The sequence below is a fragment of the Stutzerimonas sp. NM35 genome, assembly GCF_054604355.1.
Window position 1 is genome coordinate 2,596,794 of sequence record NZ_CM137728.1, and the last position, 21,284, is coordinate 2,618,077.

A 21,284-nucleotide genomic window follows, 5' to 3' on the forward strand; every position below is an offset into this window, starting at 1 on the left:
CGCTCTGAAAGCCTATCTCGCTGAAGCGGTAGCTTTGCAGGAAGGTAGCCGCCGGCATTGAGATAGTCATTGCTCCGGGCAATTATCGTCAGTATCTTGTGTACAACTTTATCGATTCAGCGGTCGCAGTTCCGACGTTTCCACCTCAGGCTGCACCACTGCCACCCCCTCTTTCACTTCCAAAGCGCTTTCTCGGAGGAATTCCATGCCCACGGTTGCCTGGTGGTTGCTCGCCTTGCCCTTGATTGCCGGGGCGATGCTGCCGCTGCAAGCCGGGATGAACGGCGAAGTTGCGCGCCAGCTGTCCAGCGTGATGAATGCCGCGCTGGTGTCCTTTGCGGTCGGCACGCTGGCGCTGCTCGTCATCGTGCTGGCCCAGCGTGATCTGCCGACCCTGCAAGGCCTGCGCGGGATTACCTGGTGGCACTGGAGCAGCGGTTTGCTCGGCGTCTTCCTCATCGCCACGGCAGCCTTCGCCGCACCGCGGGTGGGCGCCTCACTGTTCATGGCGCTGTTGCTGGCCGGGCAGTTGCTGATGGCACTGCTGCTCGATCATTACGGCTGGGCCGGCTATCGCCAGGCGTCGATCAGCCTCGGCAAGGTCGGCGGCATATTGCTGATCTTCGCTGGCGTCTGGCTGATTCGGCGCGGCTGAGCGAGGCTCGGCGATCAGCCACCCGCCGCATTCCTGGCCTTCTGCCGCTCCAGGAAGTCGACCTTCCATTGCTCCATGCCGATGTATTCCGAGTCGAGGTTGACCTCCACCTGGTGCCTGGCCTTGAGCGCGACGACGTCTTCGCGACGCTCGTCGAGAAAGCGGTCGAAGCGCCGGATCAGCTCCGGATGCCGCACGCTGGAGAGATGGTAGGCACTCCGGGTGTGCGGCAGCTTCGGGTCGAAGACCAGCGCACCGGGTTTGGTGCGGACGTTGTTCAGATAGTGCATCGCTACCACGACGTTGTAGTAGGCCCCATCGGTGTCCTGGAGCATCGCCTGACGGATCATCCGCGGCAGGTCGCTGCTGCCGACGAGCAGCACCTGATCGGTATCGATCCGTGCCTCGTAGCCCTTGGGCGTCCAGCCATCGACCACCGCCAGCCGTTTCAGCTGTTCGACACCCAAACCCACGCGCCGCGGCGCGACCATGACGCCGTCGACATAGGCCACCGCCGCCTGGCTGTAATGCACGCCATGGCCGCTCTTGTCGGAGATGGACCAGGAGGGGTTGTCCGGGTACTTGAAGTCGACACTCCCGTCGAGCAGCGCCGGCAGTAGTTCGTCGACCGGCAATGGCCGATAGATCAGCCGCACGCCGCCTTCTTCGGCGAAGGCATCGAGCAGTTCACGCGCGAAGCCCTGATACTGGCCCTGGGCGTCCAGGCTGTAGTGCGGCATGAATCGAGCGTCTTCGACGCCGACGACATAGGTCGATTCGGCGTCCGCATGGGCAGCGAACATGAGCGCTGCAGCGGCGAGCATGTGCTTCATGGTGACTCCTTGTTGACTCATTGTTCTTGTTGTGAGGCCGCACGACGAGACAAAGCACGATTGCCTCCGCCATGGCCTGATCGGCTGCAGTCGCCACTGACCGGGCGCGCCGACAGACAGGGCCGCAAAAAACAGTATCAGAACGCCACATGAAGTGTATACAAACAAGCGCACAATCTATCGATCGGGCAGCTTTCATAGCTTGGCTTGAGAGAAGTCGGAGGCCGGTGCTAGCATTCTGCGCCAGGCCAGCCGGCCTCCCTCGTAGCGAATCGAATAGGCCCAATGTCCAGCATCCGTGAGCGCAACAAAGAGCTGATCCTGCGCGCCGCCAGCGAAGAGTTCGCCGAAAAGGGCTTCGCCGCCTGCAAGACCAGCGATATCGCCGACCGCGCAGGCTTGCCCAAGCCCAACGTCTATTACTATTTCAAGAGCAAGGAAAACCTCTATCGCGAAGTGCTGGAAAGCATCGTCGAGCCCTTGCTCGAAGCCTCTGCACCGTTCAATCAGCCCGGCCATCCCGCTGAAGTACTGCGCGCCTACATCCGCACCAAGATCCGCATCTCGCGCGAGCATGCCGGCGCCTCGAAAGTCTTCGCCAGCGAGATCATGCACGGCGCGCCGCACCTGTCCGCCGAGCGCACCGAGCAGCTCAACGCCCAGGCCGCGCATAACATCGCCTGTATCCAGAACTGGATCGATCAGGGCTTGATGGCCAAGGTAGACCCCAACCACCTGCTGTTCAGCATCTGGGCGGCGACCCAGACCTACGCCGACTTCGACTGGCAGATATCGGTCGTGACGGGCAAAGCCAAGCTGGAGGATGCCGACTACGAGGCCGCCGCCGAGACCATCATCCGCATGGTGATCAAGGGCTGTGAAGTGCAGGAGCCGTAGGGCCTGGTGCAAACCCGGTCGAATGAATTCGACTACAGTCCGGTGGATGTAAAAAGCGACACCCTTCGAGGCTCCAAAAAAACGCCAGCATCACGCTGGCGTTTTTCTTTAAGCCAGGCGCCGGTCAGCTGCGGGCACGCTCCGCGTCACGCAGCGCCTTGACCTGATCATGGTTGCGCTGAACGCCCTGGAACTGACGCTGGACGACAACGCGAATCTCGGCTGGCAGATCCTTGTCGAGCGCCTTGCGGTAGCTCTTCATCGCCACGTCTTCGCCGCGTTCGCATTCGTTGAGAATGGCCTCGTCATCCTTGCCGGTCACCATGGATTTCAAATCGACCCAGCGCCGGTGCAGGTCGCCGGCCACGCTCCCGCTGGTTTCCGGATCGCCACCCAGGGAGCGAACCAGTTGCTGCAGCTCGGCCGCCGCCGTGGCGCAATCCTGGGCACGCTGCATCATGGTGGTCTTGAGATCGGCGCGCTTGAGATCTTCGGCGCATTCGCGAAAGCCTTTTTCGCCGTCCTTGCTGGTTTCGATGAGATCGTTGAGTACGGAAATGGTGTCTTGGGTATCCATTGAACAGTCCTCTTAGAGCTTGCCAAGAACGGCCGGAAGCAGCACGGCCAACCTGTTAAATCGACTGCCCCGCTTCGGCAAAGGTTCAGCCGGTCCGACCGATGATTTGCCCGCCGACGCAACTTCGACCAACCGTTTCGCGCTCGCGACTGTCCCAACAATGTCTGCCGACTCGGCAGCAGCGCCCATAGCGCCGGGTCATCGCCGTCGAGCCTGCGAAACATGCCGGAATACCTTGCCCCCGTTCCCCGCTGGGAACCTCACGAACGCCCCTCCATGCCCGGTTCGCCGGCGATATTGCTGCATCCGATGCCGATGCGTATCGCCTATGCCTGTGTCGCGGTGCTCGTCGGGCTGACCGGCGGTCTGGGCAACGCGCTGTTCATCGCCAACCTGCCAAGCATCCAGGGCGACCTTGGCCTGACGCCATCGCAAGCCGCCTGGCTGCCGGCGGCCTACTTCATGGTCAACGTCTCCGCCAACCTGCTGATGATCAAGTTCCGCCAGCAGTACGGCCTGCGTCGCTTCGCCGAGATCGGCCTGACGCTCTATGCAACGCTGAGCATCGCTCATGTCTTCGTCGAAGGGTTGGAGATGGCGATCTTCGTGCGTGCCGCCAGCGGTCTGGCAGCGGCTACAACCTCCTCCCTGGGCCTGTTTTACATGCTGCAGGCGTTCCGCAAAGCGGACCTGCCCAAGGGGGTGATTCTCGGTTTCGGAATTTCCCAGCTGGGCACGCCGCTGGCCTGGCTGATGTCGCCGGCATTATTGGATATGGGCGAATGGCACCGCCTCTATGTGTTCGAGAGCGGCCTGGCGCTGTGTTCGCTGGCCGCAGTGGTAGTACTCAAACTGCCCCTGGGCGAACGCATCAAGGTCTTCGAGCCTCTGGACTTCCTCACCTTCGCCCTGCTCGCCCCGGCTCTGGCGCTAATTGCCGCGGTGCTGGCCCAGGGACGCATACTCTGGTGGACCGAACAACCCTGGCTCGGCTACGCGCTGATAGCCGCTCTGCTGCTGTTCTGCATGGCGTTCATGATCGAACATCATCGACGCAACCCGTTGCTGCACACGCGCTGGCTGGGCACGGCGGAAATGCTGCGCTTCGCTTTCGGCGCACTTGCCCTGCGCCTGCTGCTGTCCGAGCAGACCTACGGCGCGGTCGGGCTGCTGCAGGCGCTGGGCATGGGTACCGAGCAGTTGCAGCCGTTGTACGCAGTGATCCTGCTCGGGCTGAGCATGGGTATTGCCAGCAGCGCCATGACGTTCAGCCCGAGCACGGCCCTGCCACAAATCCTGCTGTCGATCATGCTGATCGCAGTCGCCAGCTTTCTCGACATCGACGCCACCAACCTGACCCGCCCGCACGACATGTTTCTCAGCCAGGGCCTGCTGGCCTTCGCCAGCGGCATGTTTCTCGGCCCGCTGCTGATCACCGGCATCGGCAAGGCGCTGCGCAACGGGCCGAATTACCTGGTCAGCTTCATCGTGCTGTTCACCATGACCCAAAGCCTCGGCGGGCTGGCGGCGCCGGCCTTGTTCGGTACCTATCAGGTGGTGCGTGAGAAATACCATTCCAGTCACCTGACCGAGCAGGTGGTGCCGGGCGATCCGCGTATTGCGCAGCGGCTGCAACTGCAGAGTCAGGCGCTCATCCCGCGTCAGAGCGACCCGCAGTTGCGCCAGGCGCAGAGCGCGGCGCAGCTGAGCCAGACCGCCACCCGCGAAGCCAACGTGCTGGCCTTCGACGATGTATTCCGGCTGATCAGCATGCTTTCCATCGGCGTGTTCGGCTGGACGCTCTATCACACCCTGCGCCTTGCGCGGCAAAAGAGGAACGCACCGTCTCCATGAGCGAAACCAGGCAACCCGCAGACGACGAAACCTTGCAAACGGCTCAGCCGCCACAGCCCTCTGCCGCTGCGACGGACGCAGGCCCGGCACCGGACGATCCGCCGAAGACGATCAAGCCGAGCCTCCGCTCGGTCATTCTGATGATGCTGGTCGCGCTGGCCGGCGTCCTAGCGATCCTTTACGCCTGGCAGCTTTGGCCGTTCAGCGACCGGGTGGCAGTCACCGAAAACGCCTACGTGCGCGGACAGATCACCGTGCTGGCGCCGCAGGTCAACGGCTACGTCACCGAGGTGCTGGTGCAGGATTTCGAGCAAGTCGCGCGCGGCCAACCGCTGGTGCGCATCGACGACCGACAGTATCGCCAGCTGGTCGAGCAGCGCCGTGCCGAGCTGGCCGCGCAGCGTTTCGGGCTGGAAAATCTCGAACAGACCCTGGCCTCCAACCGCGCCACGCTGGAGTCGCGCCGCGCCGAGTTGTCCGCCGCCGAAGCCGAGCGGCAGCGCGCGCTGGCCGACGAAAAGCGCGTCAACGAGCTGGCCGAACGCGGCTCGGTCTCGATTCGCGAACGTGACCAGATCCGCGCCAGTGCCCGCGCAGCGACGGCGAACGTGAAACAGGCCCGCGCCGCCATCGCGATTGCCGAGCAGACCCTCAAGGCCAGCGATGTGTCGCGTGGCGGCTTGCAGGCGCAGGTGGAAATCGCCGAGGCAACATTGAAACGGGCCTGGATCGATCTGGACAACACGGTCATCGAGGCACCGCGCGACGGCCAGGTCAGCGAGGTCACGGTACGCCAGGGTCAATACGTTTCGGCAGGCTCGCAGTTGCTCTATCTGGTACCTGAGCAGCTTTGGGTCATCGCCAATTACAAGGAAACACAGACCTTCGCCATGCGTCCCGGCCAGCCGGTGACCATCGAAATCGACGCGCTGGACGGTGCCCGCCTGACCGGACGTGTCCAGCGCCTGGCGCCAGCCACCGGCTCGGAATTCAGCGTGCTGCGCCCGGACAACGCCACCGGCAACTTCACCAAGGTGGTGCAACGGATACCGGTGCGCATTTCCATCGATCCGGACCAGCCACTGAGCCAGCGTCTGCGACCTGGGCTATCGGTGGTCACCCATGTGGATACCAGCAGCGACGCCGAGGCCGCTGAAACCGCGGCGGGCAAAGGGCAATGAATCGTCAGGTTCGCGTTCCGGAATTGCTTTCGAGCCTGCTGCTGCTCACGTTGGCGGGCTGCATGCCAGCACGACAGCCGATCCCGCCAGATGCCGCGTTCACCCCGCCCATGCAATGGCGCGACGAGGCGGCGCGGACGAGCGAAATCTCCGTCACCTGGTGGCAGGCGTTTGGCGACCCGCAGCTGACGACATTGATCGAAGCCGCGCTGGCGCATAACACCGACGTGCTGATCGCTGCTTCGCGTGTCGAACAGGCACGCGAACAGATCCGCCTGTCCCACGCCTCGCTGCTGCCGAATCTCGACGCGGTGCTGGGGGTGCAACGCGCGCGCGAACTCAGCGTGCTCGGCATCGCCCACACCACGGCGGTGCAGCCCTCGCTGCAAGTATCTTACGAGCTGGATATCTGGGGCCGGCTAAGACGTCTGCGCGAAGCCGCGCAATTGCAGTACCGGGCCAGCGAGGCCGAACGCGACGCGGTGCGCCTGGCCGTGACCGGCACCACGGCACGAGCCTATGTCTCGCTGCTGTCGCTGGACCAGCAGCTGTACGTGACTCAGGAAACCGTCGAGTCGCGACAGCAGGCGCTGCGGGTCGCCGAGGACCGCGCCAGCCTTGGCTACACCTCGCAACTGGAGCTGACCCAGGCGCAGTCCGAGTACGAAGCCGCGGCGCAATTGCTGCCCCAACTGCGGCAGGCGATTCGCGAACAGGAACATGCCTTGCGCCTGCTCACCGGGGCGCTGCCGGGCGCGGTACGGCGCGGCGCCGGACTGCTCGCCATCGAACCGCCTGCGGTGCCCGGCGCTCTGCCTTCGCAGCTGCTGCGGCGAAGGCCGGATATTCATCAGGCCGAACTGCTACTGGCGGCCAGCGACCTCAACCTGCAAGCCCAGCGCGACCGGTTTCTGCCTCAGGTGCAGGTCTCGGCCAGCCTTGGCCAGCTGTTCGTCAATTCCCTGGATTACGACCCGGTTCGTGTCTGGGATATCGGTGCCAGCGTGCTGGCACCGATCTTCGACGCCGGACGCCTGGAAGCGGGCCTTAACATCGCCGTCGCGCAACGCAATCAGGCGGCCTTCGCCTATCGCTCGACTGCACTGGAAGCGTTCGCCGAGGTGGAGAACAGCCTGTCTGCGATAAGCAATCTGCGGCAGCAGATCGAACGCGCCGAGGCTCGCCGCGCTGTGCTCGAACGGTCACGGACCTTCGCTGAGGATCGTTATCGTGCGGGCTATTCGTCGTACCTGGAAACCCTCGACGCCCAGCGCAACCTGTTCAATACCGAGCTGGCCGCCGTACAGCTACGCGAAAGCCAGCTCAATGCACTGATCAACCTCTATCAGGTGCTCGGCGGTGGCTGGCAGGCCGGTGCCGAGCGCTGACGGCTCAGCCCGGCTGACGCGACGATAGGCTCACCGGCAAAGTGATCAGACATTTCAGCGGTTCAGTCAGCCGCCTCTTCCAGCGGTTGCGGCATTCCAAGCAGAAAGCCCTGCGCCTTGGTCACCTGCAGGCTGCGCAGGGTCGCCAGTTCCGCATCCGTTTCGACACCTTCGGCAATGATCTTGCTACCGGTCTGCTCGGCGAAGCGGATCAGCGCCGCAGCCAGTGCGCAGGTATCGTTGTCGCTATCGACGTTGCTGATCAGGCTCCGGTCGAGCTTGATGACATCAGGCTTTAGCTTGAGGATGTGGCGAAAGCTGGCATAGCCGGCACCCGCATCGTCGACCGCCAGCCGCAACCCCTCTTGACGTAGCGGTTCGAGAATCGCGGCGATCAACGCGTAGTCGACAATGGAGGTGTGCTCCGTGACTTCCAGCATCAGACGCTGCAGTGGCTGCCTGGAGAGCAGCTTTACCACCGTGCCATCCAAAAGTGCGTCCGGACAGACGTTGAGGGACAGGTACATATCATCTGGAATCAACGGCAGCGCTTCGAGGGCCGTTTCCAGCAGCATGATTTCCAGTTGCGGGCGTAGCCCGACCTCGCCTGCTTCCTCGATCCAGAGGTCCGGTGAGCGATAGGGCTCGGGACGAAACCGGGCCAGCGCTTCGTAACCGATGATGGTGTTGTGTACCAGGTGGAATATCGGTTGGTAGACCATCCAGCAATCACGCTTGGCTATTACAGCCTTGATGCGATCAATCCTTTCATTGCGCTGCTGTTCGCTGAGCGCGTGGCGCTCGAGCACTCTCCCGGCGAAACGGGCAAACAGGCGCAAGGTTTCCAGGTCGGCCTCGCTCAGAGTGTCGTCGGGGTGCGTACTGAAACAGCAGAAGGTCCCGTAGAGCGAACCGTCGCTGAAGCGAATCGGTACGCTCATGTAGGCGCCGACCGGCAACGCCCGGGTCGCCGGCAATGCCAGCGCCTCCTTAAATTCGGCGGTATTGCGGATCAGCTCCGGCAAGCGACCATCGACGATTCGCTGGCAGTAGCTTTCCTCCAGCAGACTGCCCTCGCCGAGGGCCAGCGCCATCGAATGATATTGCCCTTCGATATGGCGAAACACGCGCCTGCCGTCCCGAAATTCGCCGATGAAGGCCACCTCCATTCGCAGATGGCGGCGAACCGAGTCCAGCGCCTCGGCAAGCATTTCGCCGATGGATAGATTGGCACGCTCAAACTCGTCGACCATCAACGGCAGCTCGCTGTCGGCAAGCACATCGGAATAGCGGTTCATGATGAGCACCCCTCGCCATCTTCCATCGGAAATCAAGGCGTTCTGCAGCTTGGGAAGCACAGCCCTATCCTGAGCCTAGCGCCCCTTTTGCCTTAGCTTGCTTTTGACGACGACCGGCGCTTGACCGGTTGTTTTCGGGGCTCGTCGGCAGCCAGTTCGATCCAGGTCGGCGCATGGTCGCTGGCATGTTCCTGATCACGAACCCAGCGATCCACGCCCGCCTCTTCCAGGCGGGGCGCCAGGTCCTTGCTGAGCAGCAGGTGATCGATGCGCAGGCCGGAATTCTTTTGCCAGTGCTGGCGGAAATAGTCCCAGAAGGTGTAAATGCGCTCGTCTGGATACCTGGCACGCAGGGCATCGGTCCAGCCCTGGGCAAGCAGACGCCGGTAGCACGCGCGGCTTTCCGGCTGCAACAGCGCATCCCTGGTCCAGGAACGCGGGTTGTAGATGTCCTCGTCGGTGGGCACCACATTGTAGTCGCCGGCCAGCACCACCGGATGGCCGCTGGCGAGCAGCCCTTCGGCATGTTCGATCAGTCGCTCGAACCAGGCCAGCTTGTAGTCGAATTTCGGCCCCGGCTGCGGGTTGCCGTTGGGCAGGTAGAGGCTGGCGACGATGACGCCATGGGCCGCGGCTTCCAGGTAACGGCTGTGGCTGTCGTCGGGATCGCCCGGCAGGCCGCGACGGATTTCCAGCGGATCGTCGCCCCGCGACAGGATCGCCACGCCATTCCAGGATTTCTGCCCATGCCAGAGCGCGCCGTAGCCGGCGGCACGGATGTCGTCGATGGGAAAGTCCGCGTCCTGCGCCTTCAACTCCTGCAGGCAGACCACGTCAGGTTGCTCACGCTGCAGCCATTCGAGCAGGTTGGTCCGCCGCGCGCGGATGCCGTTGATGTTGAAGGTGGCGATTTTCAGACGATCCACGATGCACCTCATGGCGAAGGCTGCGTTTTTTCGGTAGCCACCGCGCGTGGATGTGCTACGCGACATCCACCCTACGACCAGCAACCACGCGACGTGGTTCGGCTCAGCGGGTTTCCCAGTAACCGGGCGCGTTGTAGATCGCCTTCAGGTAGTCGATGAAGAAGCGCACCTTGGCCGGCAGGTAGCGTTGCTGCGGGTAGACCGCCTGGATGTCGTAGGCCGGCAGTGCGTACTCGTCGAGCACGGTCACCAGTTCGCCGCGCTTGAGTTCGGCCTGGATTTCCCAGGTCGAGCGCCAGCCGATGCCCAGGCCCTGCTTGACCCAGTCGAACAGCAGCTCGCCGTCGTTGCAGTCGAGGTTGCCGTCCACCCGCACCGCCACCTGCTTGCCGTCGCGCAGGAAGGTCCAGCCGCGCTGTTGCCCGCCCTGCAGGTTGAAGGCCAGGCAGTTGTGCCGCGTCAGGTCTTCCAGCACGCGCGGTACGCCCTGGCGCTCGAAGTAGTCCGGCGCGCCGCAGACCACCCGGCGATTGGGGAACAGCTTGACCGCCACGTAGTTGGGGTCGGTGACCTCGCCGATGCGGATGCCCATGTCGTAGCCGTGGCGCACCAGGTCGACCACGCTGTCGGTGAAGTTGAACGACAGCTGCAGATCGGGGAAGCGCGCCTGGAAGGCCGGCGCATGTGGGCCGATATGCCGGCGACCGAATGCCGCCGGCGCCGAGATCACCAGGTGGCCGCGCACCGAGGTGCGGTCCTTGGCGATGCTGGCATCAGCCTCGTCGAAATCCTTGAGCAAAGCGCGCGCACGCTCCAGGTACTGTTCGCCCAGGTCGGTTAGCGCCAGGCCACGGGTGGAGCGGTGCATCAGCTTGACGCCCAGGTGGCGCTCCAGCGCATCGAGACGGCGGCCCATCACCACGGGTGTCACGCCTTCCTTCAATGCGGCGGCGGCAAAACTGCCGGCCTCAGCGACTAAAACGAAGCTATGTACGGCTGTATAACGATCCATTCGATACTCCTGATATCGACAGAACTGAAGTTTCGACCAATTCCCCCTTTCATTCCAGCCCTGCATCCTTGGGCCACGTATAAAAACTATCGAACAAGAAAACAGCCACGATCTTGTGAGCTAGAGACCTGCAAGGCAGAAGCAGGCGAGGAAGCGGAGTTTGCTGGTGCAAATGAGCATTAATCACTTCGTTCGCCCTTCGGGCCGCGCTGAAGCGCGTTATCCGCAAGCGGCTTTCCGAACCTGGTTTTAACGCAGCAGAGCCGACGCGCAGCAGATCGTGAACAAATTCTAAGAGTCAGGAGGAACGACCCATGGCCCGAATGAGAGCAATCGATGCCGCCGTCGCGGTACTGCGCAAGGAAGGCATCGATACCGCCTTCGGCATCCCCGGTGCCGCGATCAACCCGCTGTATTCCGCCCTGCGCGCTGACGGCAGCATCCGCCACATCCTGGCGCGTCACGTCGAAGGCGCCTCGCACATGGCCGAGGGTTACACCCGCACCAAGGCCGGCAACATCGGCGTGTGCATCGGCACCTCCGGCCCCGCCGGCACCGACATGATCACCGGCCTCTATTCCGCCTGGGCCGACTCCATTCCGATTCTCTGCATCACCGGCCAGGCACCGCGTGCCCGTCTGTACAAGGAAGATTTCCAGGCCGTGGATATCGAATCCATCGCCAAGCCGGTCACCAAGTGGGCCGTCACCGTACGCGAGCCGGCACTGGTGCCGCGCGTGTTCCAGCAGGCCTTCCACGTGATGCGCTCGGGTCGTCCCGGCCCTGTGCTGATCGACCTGCCGTTCGACGTGCAGATGGCCGAAATCGAATTCGACGTCGACACCTATGAGCCGCTCTCGGTCTACAAGCCGGCAGCCAGCCGCAAGCAGATCGAGAAAGCCATCGACATGCTCTGCGCCGCCGAGCGCCCGCTGATCGTCGCCGGTGGCGGCATCTACAACGCCGGCGCCGAAGAGTTGCTGGTCGAGTTCGCCGAGACCGTCGGCGTGCCGGTGATCCCCACCCTGATGGGCTGGGGCTCGATTCCCGACGACCATCCGCTGATGGCCGGCATGTGCGGTCTGCAGACCAGTCATCGCTACGGCAACGCCAACATGCTGGCCTCGGATTTCGTGCTCGGTATCGGCAACCGCTGGGCCAACCGTCACACCGGCTCAGTCGAGGTGTACACCAAGGACCGCAAGTTCGTACACGTGGATATCGAACCGACTCAGATCGGCCGGGTGTTCTCACCGGACTACGGCATTACCTCCGACGCCGGCGCCGCGCTGAAGCTGTTCGTCGAAGTCGCCAAGGAGCGCAAGGCCGCCGGCAAGCTGCCGGATCGCAATGCCTGGGCCGCCGACTGCCAGGAGCGCAAGCGCACGATGCTGCGCAAGACGCACTTCGACAGCGTGCCGATGAAGCCGCAGCGCGTGTACCAGTGCATGAACAATGCGTTCGGCCGCGATGCCTGCTACGTCAGCACCATCGGCCTGTCGCAGATCGCCGCCGCGCAGTTCCTGCACGTCTACAAGCCGCGCCACTGGATCAACTGCGGCCAGGCCGGCCCGCTCGGCTGGACCATTCCGGCGGCGCTGGGTGTGGTCGCGGCGGACCCGTCGCGCAAGGTCGTGGCATTATCAGGCGACTATGACTTCCAGTTCATGATCGAGGAGCTGGCCGTGGGCGCGCAGTTCAAGCTGCCCTACATCCATATCCTGGTGAACAACGCCTACCTGGGCCTGATTCGCCAGGCGCAGCGCGGCTTCGAGATGGATTACTGCGTGCAACTGGGCTTCGAGAACATCAATGCCGACCAGAGCGGCATGGAAGGCTACGGCGTCGACCACGTCGCGGTGGTCGAGGGGCTGGGCTGCAAGGCGATCCGCGTATTCAAGCAGGAAGAACTGCAACCGGCCATCGAACAGGCCCAGGCCTGGATGGCCGAGCATCAGGTGCCGGTGGTGATCGAAGTGATCCTGGAGCGTGTGACCAACATCGCCATGGGCACCGAGATCGACGCCATCAATGAGTTCGAGGCGCTGGCCGAAGGCCGCGAAGATGCACCGACCGCGATCGCGCTGCTGGATTGAGGCAACCGTAACCAAACGCGTGGACGACGCTTCGCGGTCGTCCACCCTACGAAGTGAAAGTAGGGTGGACATCGCGAAGCATATCCACCGCAACGCAACACCGCAGCACCCCGTAGGGTGGATATCGCGCAGCACATCCACCACAACACCGCCGGGCGGGATTGGAAGCGTTACGAGCGCAGGCTAGGCAAGGCGGAAGCGAACGAAAAAGCGGAGTTTACTTATGTAAATGAGCATTTTGACTGGGCTCGCACCCGAGTTCGGTTCCAACGCAGCATAGCCAAGCGCAGTAGCTTCAAACCCGTCCGAAATGATCCCTACAGATCACAAGGAGATACCCATGCCACGTTTTGCCGCCAACCTGTCCATGCTTTTCACCGAGCAGGACTTCATGGACCGTTTCGCCGCTGCCGCCAAGGCCGGCTTCAGCGGTGTCGAGTACCTGTTCCCCTACGACTACCCTGCCGAGGAGATCAAGGCCCAGCTGGACGCCAACGGCCTGACCCAGGTGCTGTTCAACCTGCCAGCCGGTGATTGGGCGGGCGGTGATCGTGGCATCGCCTGCGATCCGGAGCGGGTCGAGGAATTCCGCGCCGGCGTCGACAAGGCCATCGCCTATGCCAAGGTACTGGGCAATACCCAGGTCAACTGCCTGGCCGGCATCGCCCCCAAGGGTGCGGATATCGGCAAGCTGGAGATGACCCTCATCGAGAACCTGCGCTACGCGGCGAAGAAGCTCGAAGAAGCTGGCATCCGCCTGGTCATGGAAATGATCAACACCCGCGACATCCCGCGCTTCTTCCTCAACAACACCTCGCAGGCGCTGGAGATTCGCGACAAGGTCGGCAGTACCAACCTGTTCCTGCAATACGACATCTATCACATGCAGATCATGGAAGGTGACCTGGCCCGCACCATGGAAAACAACCTGGCGGTGATCAACCACGTGCAGCTGGCCGACAACCCTGGCCGCAACGAGCCGGGCACCGGCGAGATCAACTACCGTTTCCTGTTCGAGCACCTGGACCGCATCGGCTATCAGGGCTGGATCGGCTGCGAGTACAAGCCGGCCACCACCACCGAAGCCGGCCTCGGCTGGATGAAAGCACACAACGCGATCTGAACCGAATCAGAAGGAGAAAAAATCATGGCTAAAATCGGATTTATCGGCACCGGCATCATGGGCCTGCCCATGGCTCAGAACCTGCAGAAAGCCGGTCACGACATCTTCCTGTCCGAGCACCACGACAAGGCTCCAGCCGCACTGCTGGAAGGCGGCGCCGTCGCCCTGGCCAACCCCAAGGAAGTGGCTCAGGAAGCCGAATTCATCATCGTCATGGTGCCGGATACGCCACAAGTCGAAGACGTGCTGTTCCGCGAGAACGGCATCGCCGAAGGCGTCGGGGCGAACAAGATCGTGATCGACATGAGCTCGATCTCCCCCACCGCCACCAAGCAGTTCGCCGAGAAGATCAACGCCACCGGCGCACAGTACCTCGACGCTCCGGTCTCCGGCGGTGAAGTCGGCGCCAAGGCCGGCAGCCTGTCGATCATGGTCGGCGGCAGCGAGGAAAGCTTCGCCCGCGCCCTGCCGCTGTTCGAGGCCATGGGCAAGAACATCACCCGCGTCGGCGGCAATGGCGACGGCCAGACCGCCAAGGTGGCCAACCAGATCATCGTCGCGCTGAACATCCAGGCGGTGGCCGAAGCCCTGCTGTTCGCTGCCAGGAACGGCGCCGACCCGGCCAAGGTACGCGAGGCGCTGATGGGCGGCTTCGCTGGCTCGAAGATCCTCGAAGTGCACGGTGAGCGCATGATCAAGGGCACCTTCGATCCGGGCTTCCGCATCAACCTGCACCAGAAGGATCTCAACCTGGCGCTGGCCGGTGCGCGCGAACTGGGCCTGAACCTGCCCAACACCGCCAACGCGCAACAGGTGTTCAGCACCTGTGCGTCCATCGGCGGCAGCGGCTGGGACCACTCGGCGCTGATCAAGGGGCTGGAACACATGTCCAACTTCTCGATCCGCAAGAAGTAACAATTTAACAGGCAGCTGAAAACGTCAGCGAGGCAGGCAAGACGAGGCGCAACGACCAGCGGGAGTAACAGCCGAAGGCTGGCCCGAAGGGCGAGTGCAACGAGTCAAAACAGGCGAGGAAGCGGAGTTTAGGTGTTCTAAATGAGCATTACTCACTCCGTTCGCCCTTCGGGCCGCGCTAAAGCGCGTTAGCCGCAAGCGGCTTTCCGAGCCTGTTTTTAACGAAGTATTGCCAACGCAGCTAGTTTTCAGCGCCTGTTCAAAGCTCCGGCCCGTTGAGCAGAACTCGCCAACCCACCTTCAGGACAGACAGAACCCGGGTGGTGGGTTAACGCGAACTTTCGCACAGCGGCGCCACGAGAGTTGAACCACGGATACGCAGGGCCGGAATCATCACGTCCCCCACGACCTGGGCTCTGCATATCCAGTGTTTCAACCGTCGCCCTCGGGCGGCACCCTTTCGATTCGTCCGGCAGAAGGAGTCACGGCCCGATTGCCGGGCGGGTCGATTTCATACCTTAGCGCTTGCATCCACGAGAGCTAAGGTCTGAAATCGGCGCCATTCCTCATACAAGGAGCCACACATGAACCGCGATCCCCAAGCCCTGCTGCGCGAGCTGTTCAGCGCCGCCATCGATGCCGCCCACCCCCGCCAGGTACTGGCCGATCATCTACCCGCCGACCGCACTGGACGGGCCATCGTCATCGGCGCCGGCAAGGCCGCAGCGGCCATGGCCGAGGCCATCGAAGCAGCCTGGGAAGGCGAGATTTCCGGTCTGGTAGTCACCCGCTACGGTCACGGCGCCGACTGCCGCAAGATCGAAGTGGTGGAGGCCGCGCACCCGGTGCCGGATGACGCCGGTGAGCGCGTCGCCCGCCGCGTGCTGGAAATGGTCAGCAACCTCGAAGAGAGCGACCGGGTGATCTTCCTGCTGTCTGGAGGTGGCTCATCCTTGCTGGCCCTACCCGCCGAGGGCATCAGCCTCGCGGATAAACAGGCGATCAACAAGGCGCTGCTGCGCTCCGGCGCCCATATCGGCGAGATGAACTGCGTGCGCAAGCACCTTTCGGCGATCAAGGGTGGCCGCCTGGCCAAGGCCTGCTGGCCGGCCAGCGTCTATACCTACGCGATTTCCGACGTACCCGGCGACGAGGCCACGGTGATCGCCTCCGGCCCGACCGTGGCGGACCCCACCACCAGCGCCGAAGCCCTGGAAATCCTCACTCGCTACGACATCGAGATCCCGGCCAACGTACGCCAGTGGCTGGAAGACCCGCGCTCGGAAACCGTGAAGGCGGACGACCCCTGCCTGTCGCGCAGCCATTTCCAGCTGATCGCCAGGCCCCAGCAGTCGCTGGAAGCGGCGGCGGTCAAGGCCCGCGCCGCTGGCGTCCCGGCGCTGATCCTTGGCGACCTGGAAGGCGAGTCGCGGGAAGTGGCCAAGGTCCATGCCGGCATCGCCCGTCAGGTGCTGCTGCATGGCCAGCCGCTCCCGGCGCCCTGCGTGATCCTCTCCGGCGGCGAAACCACGGTGACGGTTCGTGGCGAAGGCCGCGGCGGGCGCAACGCCGAATTCCTGCTGAGCCTGACTGAAAATCTCAAGGGCCTGCCCGGCGTCTATGCCCTGGCCGGAGACACCGATGGCATCGACGGCTCGGAAGACAATGCCGGCGCCCTGATGACGCCGGACAGTTTCGCCCGCGCCGAAGCCCTCGGTCTCAACGCCGCCGGCGAACTGGCCAACAACAACGGCTATGGCTATTTCCAGGCGCTCGACGCGCTGCTGATGACCGGCCCGACACGCACCAACGTCAACGACTTCCGCGCGATTCTGGTGCTGCCACCGTCCGCCTGAAACGGCCCCAGCGCGCATATCCCATAACGATAACTGCCAACGGAACCTGCCATGACACCCGACAAGAAAGTCAAGATCCTCGCCACCCTCGGACCGGCCACCCGCAGCATCGATGACGTGCGTGCGCTGGTGGAAGCCGGGGTCAACCTGTTCCGCCTCAACTTCAGCCACGGCGAGCATGCCGATCACGCTGAGCGTTTCGGCTGGATTCGAGAAGTCGAGCGCGAACTGAACCAGCCGATCGGTATCCTCATGGACCTGCAGGGCCCGAAGCTGCGCGTCGGACGCTTCGCCGGAGGCAAGGTGCAGCTGGTGCGCGGGCAGACCCTGCGCCTGGATCTGGACCCGACACCGGGCGACAGCACGCGGGTCAACCTGCCGCACCCGGAAATCATCGACGCACTGCAGCCTGGCATGAGCCTGCTGGTGGATGACGGACGTCTGCAGCTGACAGTGATCGGCAAGCAGGCCGACGCCATCGAAACGCGCGTGGTGGCTGGCGGCGAGCTGTCCGACCGCAAGGGCGTCAACGTGCCGGAAGCCGTGCTGGAACTGAGCCCGCTGACCGAGAAGGACCGCCGCGACCTGAGCTTCGGCCTGGAACTGGGCGTCGACTGGGTGGCACTGTCCTTCGTGCAGCGCCCGCAGGATATCCACGAAGCACGCGAACTGATTGGCGACCGCGCCTTCCTGATGGCCAAGATCGAGAAGCCGTCCGCCGTGCAGCATCTGCGCGAAATCGCCCGCCTGTGCGATGCGATCATGGTCGCGCGCGGCGATCTGGGCGTCGAGGTACCGGCTGAAAGCGTGCCGCGCATCCAGAAGAACATCGTCCGCACCTGCCGTCAGCTGGGGCGTCCGGTCGTGGTGGCGACGCAGATGCTCGAATCCATGCGCTTCTCCCCTGCGCCGACCCGTGCCGAGGTCACCGATGTGGCCAACGCCGTCGCCGAAGGCGCGGATGCAGTGATGCTTTCGGCGGAAACCGCCTCGGGCGACTATCCGCTGGAGGCCGTGAGCATGATGAGCAAGATCATCCGCCAGGTGGAAAGCGGCCCGGACTTCCAGGCTCAACTCGACGTGAATCGCCCGAGCGCCGAAGCGACGCTGTCCGATGCGATCAGTTGCGCGATCCGCCGGATCAGCGGGATTCTGCCGGTCGCCGTACTGGTCAACTACACCGAATCCGGACGTTCCAGCCTGCGCGCAGCGCGTGAGCGGCCCAGCACGCCGATTCTCAGCCTGACACCGAGCATCACCACGGCGCGCAAGCTGACGGTGGCCTGGGGCGTCTATTCGGTACTCGATGCGCCCATGCGCGACATGGAGCAGGTCTGCACCAATGCGCTGGAACTGGCACGCGCACAGGGAATGGCCGGCACCGGCGACACCGTGATAGTGACTGCCGGCGTGCCGCTGGGTCAGCCGGGGAGCACCAATTCGCTGCGCATCGAGACGCTTGACTGAGGACCACAACAGGAACGCTAGCCGGCACGACCACGGCGGCTGCGACCATCCAGACGGCGAGCTTCGGCTCGCCGTTCCTCGTTTACCCGAGCGATCCTCTTCCTGCAACGCAGCACCTAACCTCCTGCCACAGCCGCAAATGCCCACTCTCAGCCCATCGCGTTGCACCCTTGCCGTTCTGAACGGCTTCAGCCAGATATTCCTGCAGACACATCCCGGCTGCGGGTTGCTGATCCTGCTGGCGATCACCCTGCATGGCCCCGGCCTGATGATCGGGGCGATGGTCGGCGCGTTGGTGGGAACCTTCAGCGCCGTCGCACTGGGTTACCGCAAGTCCGATATCGCTATCGGCCTCTACGGCTACAACGCGGCGCTGCTGGGCTTGCTGTTCGTTCTGCTGCTGGGGTTGTCGACGCTCACGCTGGGGCTGATCGCGCTCGGCTCGGTGGTGACCAATCTGCTGCAGGTGCGCCTGATGGCCGCCATGCGCGAACGCAACTGGCTGCCCGGCTTCACCCTGCCCCTCGTGCTTTTCGGCTGGCTTGCGCTGACACTGGCCGGGGCGCTCGATCTGGTCACCCAGGCGCGGCTCGATGCGCCGCTGATACTGAACGGTCAAGGACTGCTCTTCGCCGTCGCATCCGGCATCGGCCAGGTCATCTTCCTCGGCCAACCGCTGGCCGGGTTGCTGTTGCTGGTGGCCGTATGGCTGGCCGATCGCAGGGCCGCGGCCTGGATGCTCTGCGGCTCATTCGCCGGAATGCTCATGGGATTGGCGATAGGCGCTCCGGAACAACAGGTGCTGGCCGGGCTGACCGGCTACAACCCGGCACTCGCTGCACTGGCGGCCAGCCAGGTCCATCGTGCGTGGGTGGCGCCCCTGCTGGCGATCATCGCGGCGGTGCTGCTCAGGGCAGGATTCGACCGGCTGGGCCTGCCGCCGCTGACCATGCCGTTCATCCTGGCTTGCTGGCTGGCAGCACTGGGGAGTCGCTGGTATCGAAGTAAGCGCGTTTAGCCCTTGGTCTCCCGCGGATCCTGATCACGCGGGTAGCAGCGCTCTTCCTCCACTTCACCGCTCTCGTTGTGGACTTTCACCGAAGCGGTACGCAGTTTCATGTAATCACGAGTCTCGTTGAGGATGTCTTCCCTGGTCAGGGTCTCGATCAGGGCGCGCTTGTCGCCTTCCTCGCGCAATACCCAGCGATCATCTTCGTGAGTGATGTGATAGTTCTCCATGCTGCTCTCCAAGCTGAATCAACGATACGTCTTGGAGTGGCCAACGCCATCGTGGTTCGCTGCTTGTTGCCGATGGAGCGAATGCCTTGGTAATTATCACCCCAGACAGTCATTAAAACCCCAAAAGACAGGGTTATATCTACCCAGACCTTTCTGTACGCCCTTGACTCCGATCAATTACAGGCTGGAACGATTATTGAAAGACATACAGCAGCCTGTCCGAAGGCTCGCCATGGTGCGAGCCGTATAGAGACGGCCCTATAACGAACGGAGTAATCCATGCTTTGCGCTGAACAACGTGCCCTGATCAAAGCCACCGTCCCCCTGCTTGAAAGCGGTGGCGAAGCCCTGACCACTCATTTCTATCGCTTGATGCTGGCCGAGCACCCCGAGGTGCGCCCACTCTTCAACCAGGCCCACCAGGCCAGCGGCGATCAACCACGCGCGCTGGCCAATGGCGTGCTGATGTACGCCAAACATATCGACCGGCTGGAGCAGCTCGGCGGGCTGGTATCGCAGATCGTCAACAAGCATGTGGCCCTGCAGGTACTGCCGGAGCATTATCCCATCGTCGGCTCCTGCCTGCTGCGCGCCATCCGCGAAGTACTCGGCAGCGATATCGCCACCGATGAGGTAATCACCGCCTGGGCTGCGGCCTACCAGCAATTGGCCGATATCCTCATCGGAACCGAAGAGCGGATCTACAGCACCACTGCCGACGCCCCCGGCGGCTGGCGCGGCGCGCGTCGTTTCCGGATTGCTCGCAAAGTGGTCGAAAGCGACGAGATCACCTCCTTCTACCTGCAACCCGAAGACGGCGGCCCGGTGCTGGTCCACAAACCCGGTCAGTACATCGGCCTGCGCCTGATCATCGAGGGCGAAGAGGTACGGCGTAACTACTCGCTGTCCGCCGCCAGCAATGGCCGCGAGTACCGCATCAGCGTCAAGCGCGAGGACGGCGGCCTGGCCTCCAATACGCTGCATGCCATGGCCGAAGGTGCCGGCCTGGATCTCTTCGCGCCTGCGGGGGATTTCATCCTGGAGCCGAGCGACAAGCCATTGGTACTGATCAGCGGTGGCGTAGGTATCACGCCGACCCTGGCAATGCTCGAAGAAGCACTGCAAACCTCACGTCCGGTGCACTTCATCCACTGCGCGCGCAATGCTGGCGCGCATGCGTTTCGCGAATGGGTAGATGGGCTGGCCGAGCGTCATGCCCAGCTCAAACGTTTCTATTGCTACGACGAGCACGAAGGTGAAGACACCCAGCCGGATGCCGTTGGTCTGATGACAGCCGAACGTCTGGACACCTGGCTGCCGGACAACCGGGACCTGGACGCTTATTTCCTTGGCCCCAAACCCTTTATGGCAGCAATCCGTCGGCAACTGCAAACCCTCGGCGTACCAGAGCAACAATTACGCCACGAGTTCTTCGGCCCCGCTTCGGCGCTGCAATGAACCGGCGCGAGCCTGGGCGCAGGCTCGCGTTTCTTCATATAAAAAAGTTATTACCGCAATAACTCTTTCTCATATCAACTACCGTTTCGCTGAGCCGTCATTTCGCCATATACTTACTGTTGCTACTGACAACCATTCGTCTGCCGTTTGTTCTAATGGGAAACTCCTGCCAGCCGCCCGGTTCTTAAACCCTGAAGGCTGATGAAGTCGTGCAGCCCGCAAGAGTCTCTATCCCCTTTCAGGAGAAATGAAGATGACAAACAAAAATCCCGGCAACTTTGCAAACGACCGCGAGAAGGCTTCCGAAGCAGGCAAGAAAGGCGGCCAGAACAGCGGCGGCAACTTCGCCAATGATCGCGAAAAAGCCTCCGAAGCCGGTCGCAAAGGCGGCCAGAACAGCCACGGCGGTGGTCGCAACAGCAATAGCTGATGCGACTTGTGAAGAGGGCAAGGATTTACATCCTTGCCCTCTTTTCATTTACCTCAACGCAAACTTTACCAATGATGCA

19 protein-coding genes are annotated in these 21,284 nt (G+C 63.0%); 13 read left to right on the forward strand and 6 right to left on the reverse strand.

Annotated elements, in window-relative coordinates; all coding sequences use genetic code 11:
* The first annotated feature begins 205 nt into the window (after window positions 1-205).
* Window positions 206-655 (forward strand): DMT family transporter, encoded by a 450-nt coding sequence (locus tag ACYCFC_RS12065; RefSeq protein WP_181085004.1) that lies wholly within the window; start codon window positions 206-208, stop codon window positions 653-655.
* A gap of 14 nt (window positions 656-669) precedes the next feature.
* On the opposite strand, the gene ACYCFC_RS12070 is transcribed toward ACYCFC_RS12065, so the two are convergent.
* Window positions 670-1,488: a substrate-binding periplasmic protein gene (locus tag ACYCFC_RS12070; RefSeq protein WP_459651736.1), complete on the reverse strand. Its 819-nt coding sequence runs from the start codon at window positions 1,486-1,488 to the stop codon at window positions 670-672.
* A 285-nt stretch (window positions 1,489-1,773) separates the two neighbouring features.
* Between ACYCFC_RS12070 and ACYCFC_RS12075 the strand changes: the two genes are divergently transcribed.
* Entirely contained in the window at window positions 1,774-2,385 is a 612-nt protein-coding gene (locus tag ACYCFC_RS12075; RefSeq protein ID WP_459651737.1) for a TetR/AcrR family transcriptional regulator, read from the forward strand.
* A 124-nt stretch (window positions 2,386-2,509) separates the two neighbouring features.
* Here the strand turns inward: ACYCFC_RS12075 and ACYCFC_RS12080 are convergent, their stop codons facing one another.
* On the reverse strand, window positions 2,510-2,962 hold the full coding sequence (locus ACYCFC_RS12080) for a PA2169 family four-helix-bundle protein (protein ID WP_181084998.1): 453 nt from the start codon (window positions 2,960-2,962) through the stop codon (window positions 2,510-2,512).
* A 276-nt stretch (window positions 2,963-3,238) separates the two neighbouring features.
* Between ACYCFC_RS12080 and ACYCFC_RS12085 the strand changes: the two genes are divergently transcribed.
* Genes ACYCFC_RS12085 through ACYCFC_RS12095 form a run of 3 tightly spaced genes read left to right on the forward strand, consistent with a single transcriptional unit; the run spans window position 3,239 to window position 7,385 of the window.
* Complete coding sequence (locus ACYCFC_RS12085) at window positions 3,239-4,816, forward strand: MFS transporter (protein ID WP_459651738.1); 1,578 nt, start codon at window positions 3,239-3,241, stop codon at window positions 4,814-4,816.
* Window positions 4,813-5,997, forward strand: a complete 1,185-nt coding sequence (locus ACYCFC_RS12090; RefSeq protein WP_459651739.1) for an HlyD family secretion protein — start codon at window positions 4,813-4,815, stop codon at window positions 5,995-5,997. The genes ACYCFC_RS12085 and ACYCFC_RS12090 overlap by 4 nt, the downstream gene beginning before the upstream one ends.
* The gene (locus ACYCFC_RS12095) at window positions 5,994-7,385 is read left to right on the forward strand and encodes an efflux transporter outer membrane subunit (RefSeq protein WP_459651740.1); all 1,392 of its coding nucleotides are present in this window, start codon (window positions 5,994-5,996) and stop codon (window positions 7,383-7,385) included. Before ACYCFC_RS12090 ends, ACYCFC_RS12095 begins: the two co-directional genes overlap by 4 nt.
* Before the next feature lie 62 nt (window positions 7,386-7,447).
* On the opposite strand, the gene ACYCFC_RS12100 is transcribed toward ACYCFC_RS12095, so the two are convergent.
* The 3 genes from ACYCFC_RS12100 to ACYCFC_RS12110 all read right to left on the reverse strand — a co-directional run bounded on the left by ACYCFC_RS12100 (window position 7,448) and on the right by ACYCFC_RS12110 (window position 10,621).
* A complete protein-coding gene (locus ACYCFC_RS12100) occupies window positions 7,448-8,683 on the reverse strand; it encodes a sensor domain-containing phosphodiesterase (RefSeq protein WP_181084990.1) in 1,236 nt (411 codons plus the stop codon).
* A gap of 92 nt (window positions 8,684-8,775) precedes the next feature.
* Entirely contained in the window at window positions 8,776-9,609 is an 834-nt protein-coding gene (locus ACYCFC_RS12105; protein ID WP_459651741.1) for an exodeoxyribonuclease III, read from the reverse strand.
* A 103-nt stretch (window positions 9,610-9,712) separates the two neighbouring features.
* Window positions 9,713-10,621 carry a LysR family transcriptional regulator gene (locus ACYCFC_RS12110; RefSeq protein ID WP_459651742.1) on the reverse strand — a complete coding sequence of 303 codons (909 nt, stop codon included), beginning with the start codon at window positions 10,619-10,621 and terminating at the stop codon, window positions 9,713-9,715.
* Between the two features lie 314 nt (window positions 10,622-10,935).
* Between ACYCFC_RS12110 and gcl the strand changes: the two genes are divergently transcribed.
* The 6 genes from gcl (at window position 10,936) to ACYCFC_RS12140 (ending at window position 19,096) form a co-directional block, all read left to right on the forward strand.
* On the forward strand, window positions 10,936-12,717 hold the full coding sequence (gene gcl / locus ACYCFC_RS12115) for a glyoxylate carboligase (RefSeq protein WP_459651743.1): 1,782 nt from the start codon (window positions 10,936-10,938) through the stop codon (window positions 12,715-12,717).
* Between the two features lie 340 nt (window positions 12,718-13,057).
* The gene (hyi, locus tag ACYCFC_RS12120) at window positions 13,058-13,840 is read left to right on the forward strand and encodes a hydroxypyruvate isomerase (protein WP_459651744.1); all 783 of its coding nucleotides are present in this window, start codon (window positions 13,058-13,060) and stop codon (window positions 13,838-13,840) included.
* Window positions 13,841-13,864: 24 nt separating this feature from the next.
* Complete coding sequence (locus ACYCFC_RS12125) at window positions 13,865-14,755, forward strand: 2-hydroxy-3-oxopropionate reductase (RefSeq protein WP_181084980.1); 891 nt, start codon at window positions 13,865-13,867, stop codon at window positions 14,753-14,755.
* A gap of 584 nt (window positions 14,756-15,339) precedes the next feature.
* On the forward strand, window positions 15,340-16,611 hold the full coding sequence (locus tag ACYCFC_RS12130) for a glycerate kinase type-2 family protein (protein WP_181084978.1): 1,272 nt from the start codon (window positions 15,340-15,342) through the stop codon (window positions 16,609-16,611).
* Window positions 16,612-16,662: 51 nt separating this feature from the next.
* A complete protein-coding gene (gene pyk, locus ACYCFC_RS12135) occupies window positions 16,663-18,078 on the forward strand; it encodes a pyruvate kinase (protein ID WP_459651745.1) in 1,416 nt (471 codons plus the stop codon).
* A gap of 139 nt (window positions 18,079-18,217) precedes the next feature.
* Window positions 18,218-19,096: an urea transporter gene (locus ACYCFC_RS12140; protein WP_459651746.1), complete on the forward strand. Its 879-nt coding sequence runs from the start codon at window positions 18,218-18,220 to the stop codon at window positions 19,094-19,096.
* On the opposite strand, the gene ACYCFC_RS12145 is transcribed toward ACYCFC_RS12140, so the two are convergent.
* Window positions 19,093-19,317, reverse strand: a complete 225-nt coding sequence (locus ACYCFC_RS12145) for a DUF2188 domain-containing protein (protein WP_181084972.1) — start codon at window positions 19,315-19,317, stop codon at window positions 19,093-19,095. The genes ACYCFC_RS12140 and ACYCFC_RS12145 overlap by 4 nt on opposite strands.
* Window positions 19,318-19,596: 279 nt before the next feature.
* Here ACYCFC_RS12145 and hmpA point away from each other — a divergent pair, with 279 nt between their 5' ends.
* A complete protein-coding gene (gene hmpA / locus ACYCFC_RS12150; RefSeq protein ID WP_181084970.1) occupies window positions 19,597-20,775 on the forward strand; it encodes an NO-inducible flavohemoprotein in 1,179 nt (392 codons plus the stop codon).
* Window positions 20,776-21,022: 247 nt separating this feature from the next.
* Window positions 21,023-21,205: a con-10 family general stress protein gene (locus ACYCFC_RS12155; RefSeq protein WP_181084968.1), complete on the forward strand. Its 183-nt coding sequence runs from the start codon at window positions 21,023-21,025 to the stop codon at window positions 21,203-21,205.
* The last annotated feature ends 79 nt before the right edge of the window (window positions 21,206-21,284 follow it).

Bases quoted from the DNA above. Each gene is read 5' to 3' on its own strand.
- ACYCFC_RS12065 (WP_181085004.1), top strand. From the start codon at position 206: ATGCCCACGGTTGCCTGGTGGTTGCTCGCCTTGCCCTTGATTGCCGGG.
- ACYCFC_RS12070 (WP_459651736.1), bottom strand. From the start codon at position 1,488: ATGAAGCACATGCTCGCCGCTGCAGCGCTCATGTTCGCTGCCCATGCG.
- ACYCFC_RS12075 (WP_459651737.1), top strand. From the start codon at position 1,774: ATGTCCAGCATCCGTGAGCGCAACAAAGAGCTGATCCTGCGCGCCGCC.
- ACYCFC_RS12080 (WP_181084998.1), bottom strand. From the start codon at position 2,962: ATGGATACCCAAGACACCATTTCCGTACTCAACGATCTCATCGAAACC.
- ACYCFC_RS12085 (WP_459651738.1), top strand. From the start codon at position 3,239: ATGCCCGGTTCGCCGGCGATATTGCTGCATCCGATGCCGATGCGTATC.
- ACYCFC_RS12090 (WP_459651739.1), top strand. From the start codon at position 4,813: ATGAGCGAAACCAGGCAACCCGCAGACGACGAAACCTTGCAAACGGCT.
- ACYCFC_RS12095 (WP_459651740.1), top strand. From the start codon at position 5,994: ATGAATCGTCAGGTTCGCGTTCCGGAATTGCTTTCGAGCCTGCTGCTG.
- ACYCFC_RS12100 (WP_181084990.1), bottom strand. From the start codon at position 8,683: ATGAACCGCTATTCCGATGTGCTTGCCGACAGCGAGCTGCCGTTGATG.
- ACYCFC_RS12110 (WP_459651742.1), bottom strand. From the start codon at position 10,621: ATGGATCGTTATACAGCCGTACATAGCTTCGTTTTAGTCGCTGAGGCC.
- gcl (WP_459651743.1), top strand. From the start codon at position 10,936: ATGGCCCGAATGAGAGCAATCGATGCCGCCGTCGCGGTACTGCGCAAG.
- hyi (WP_459651744.1), top strand. From the start codon at position 13,058: ATGCCACGTTTTGCCGCCAACCTGTCCATGCTTTTCACCGAGCAGGAC.
- ACYCFC_RS12125 (WP_181084980.1), top strand. From the start codon at position 13,865: ATGGCTAAAATCGGATTTATCGGCACCGGCATCATGGGCCTGCCCATG.
- ACYCFC_RS12130 (WP_181084978.1), top strand. From the start codon at position 15,340: ATGAACCGCGATCCCCAAGCCCTGCTGCGCGAGCTGTTCAGCGCCGCC.
- pyk (WP_459651745.1), top strand. From the start codon at position 16,663: ATGACACCCGACAAGAAAGTCAAGATCCTCGCCACCCTCGGACCGGCC.
- ACYCFC_RS12140 (WP_459651746.1), top strand. From the start codon at position 18,218: ATGCCCACTCTCAGCCCATCGCGTTGCACCCTTGCCGTTCTGAACGGC.
- ACYCFC_RS12145 (WP_181084972.1), bottom strand. From the start codon at position 19,317: ATGGAGAACTATCACATCACTCACGAAGATGATCGCTGGGTATTGCGC.
- hmpA (WP_181084970.1), top strand. From the start codon at position 19,597: ATGCTTTGCGCTGAACAACGTGCCCTGATCAAAGCCACCGTCCCCCTG.
- ACYCFC_RS12155 (WP_181084968.1), top strand. From the start codon at position 21,023: ATGAAGATGACAAACAAAAATCCCGGCAACTTTGCAAACGACCGCGAG.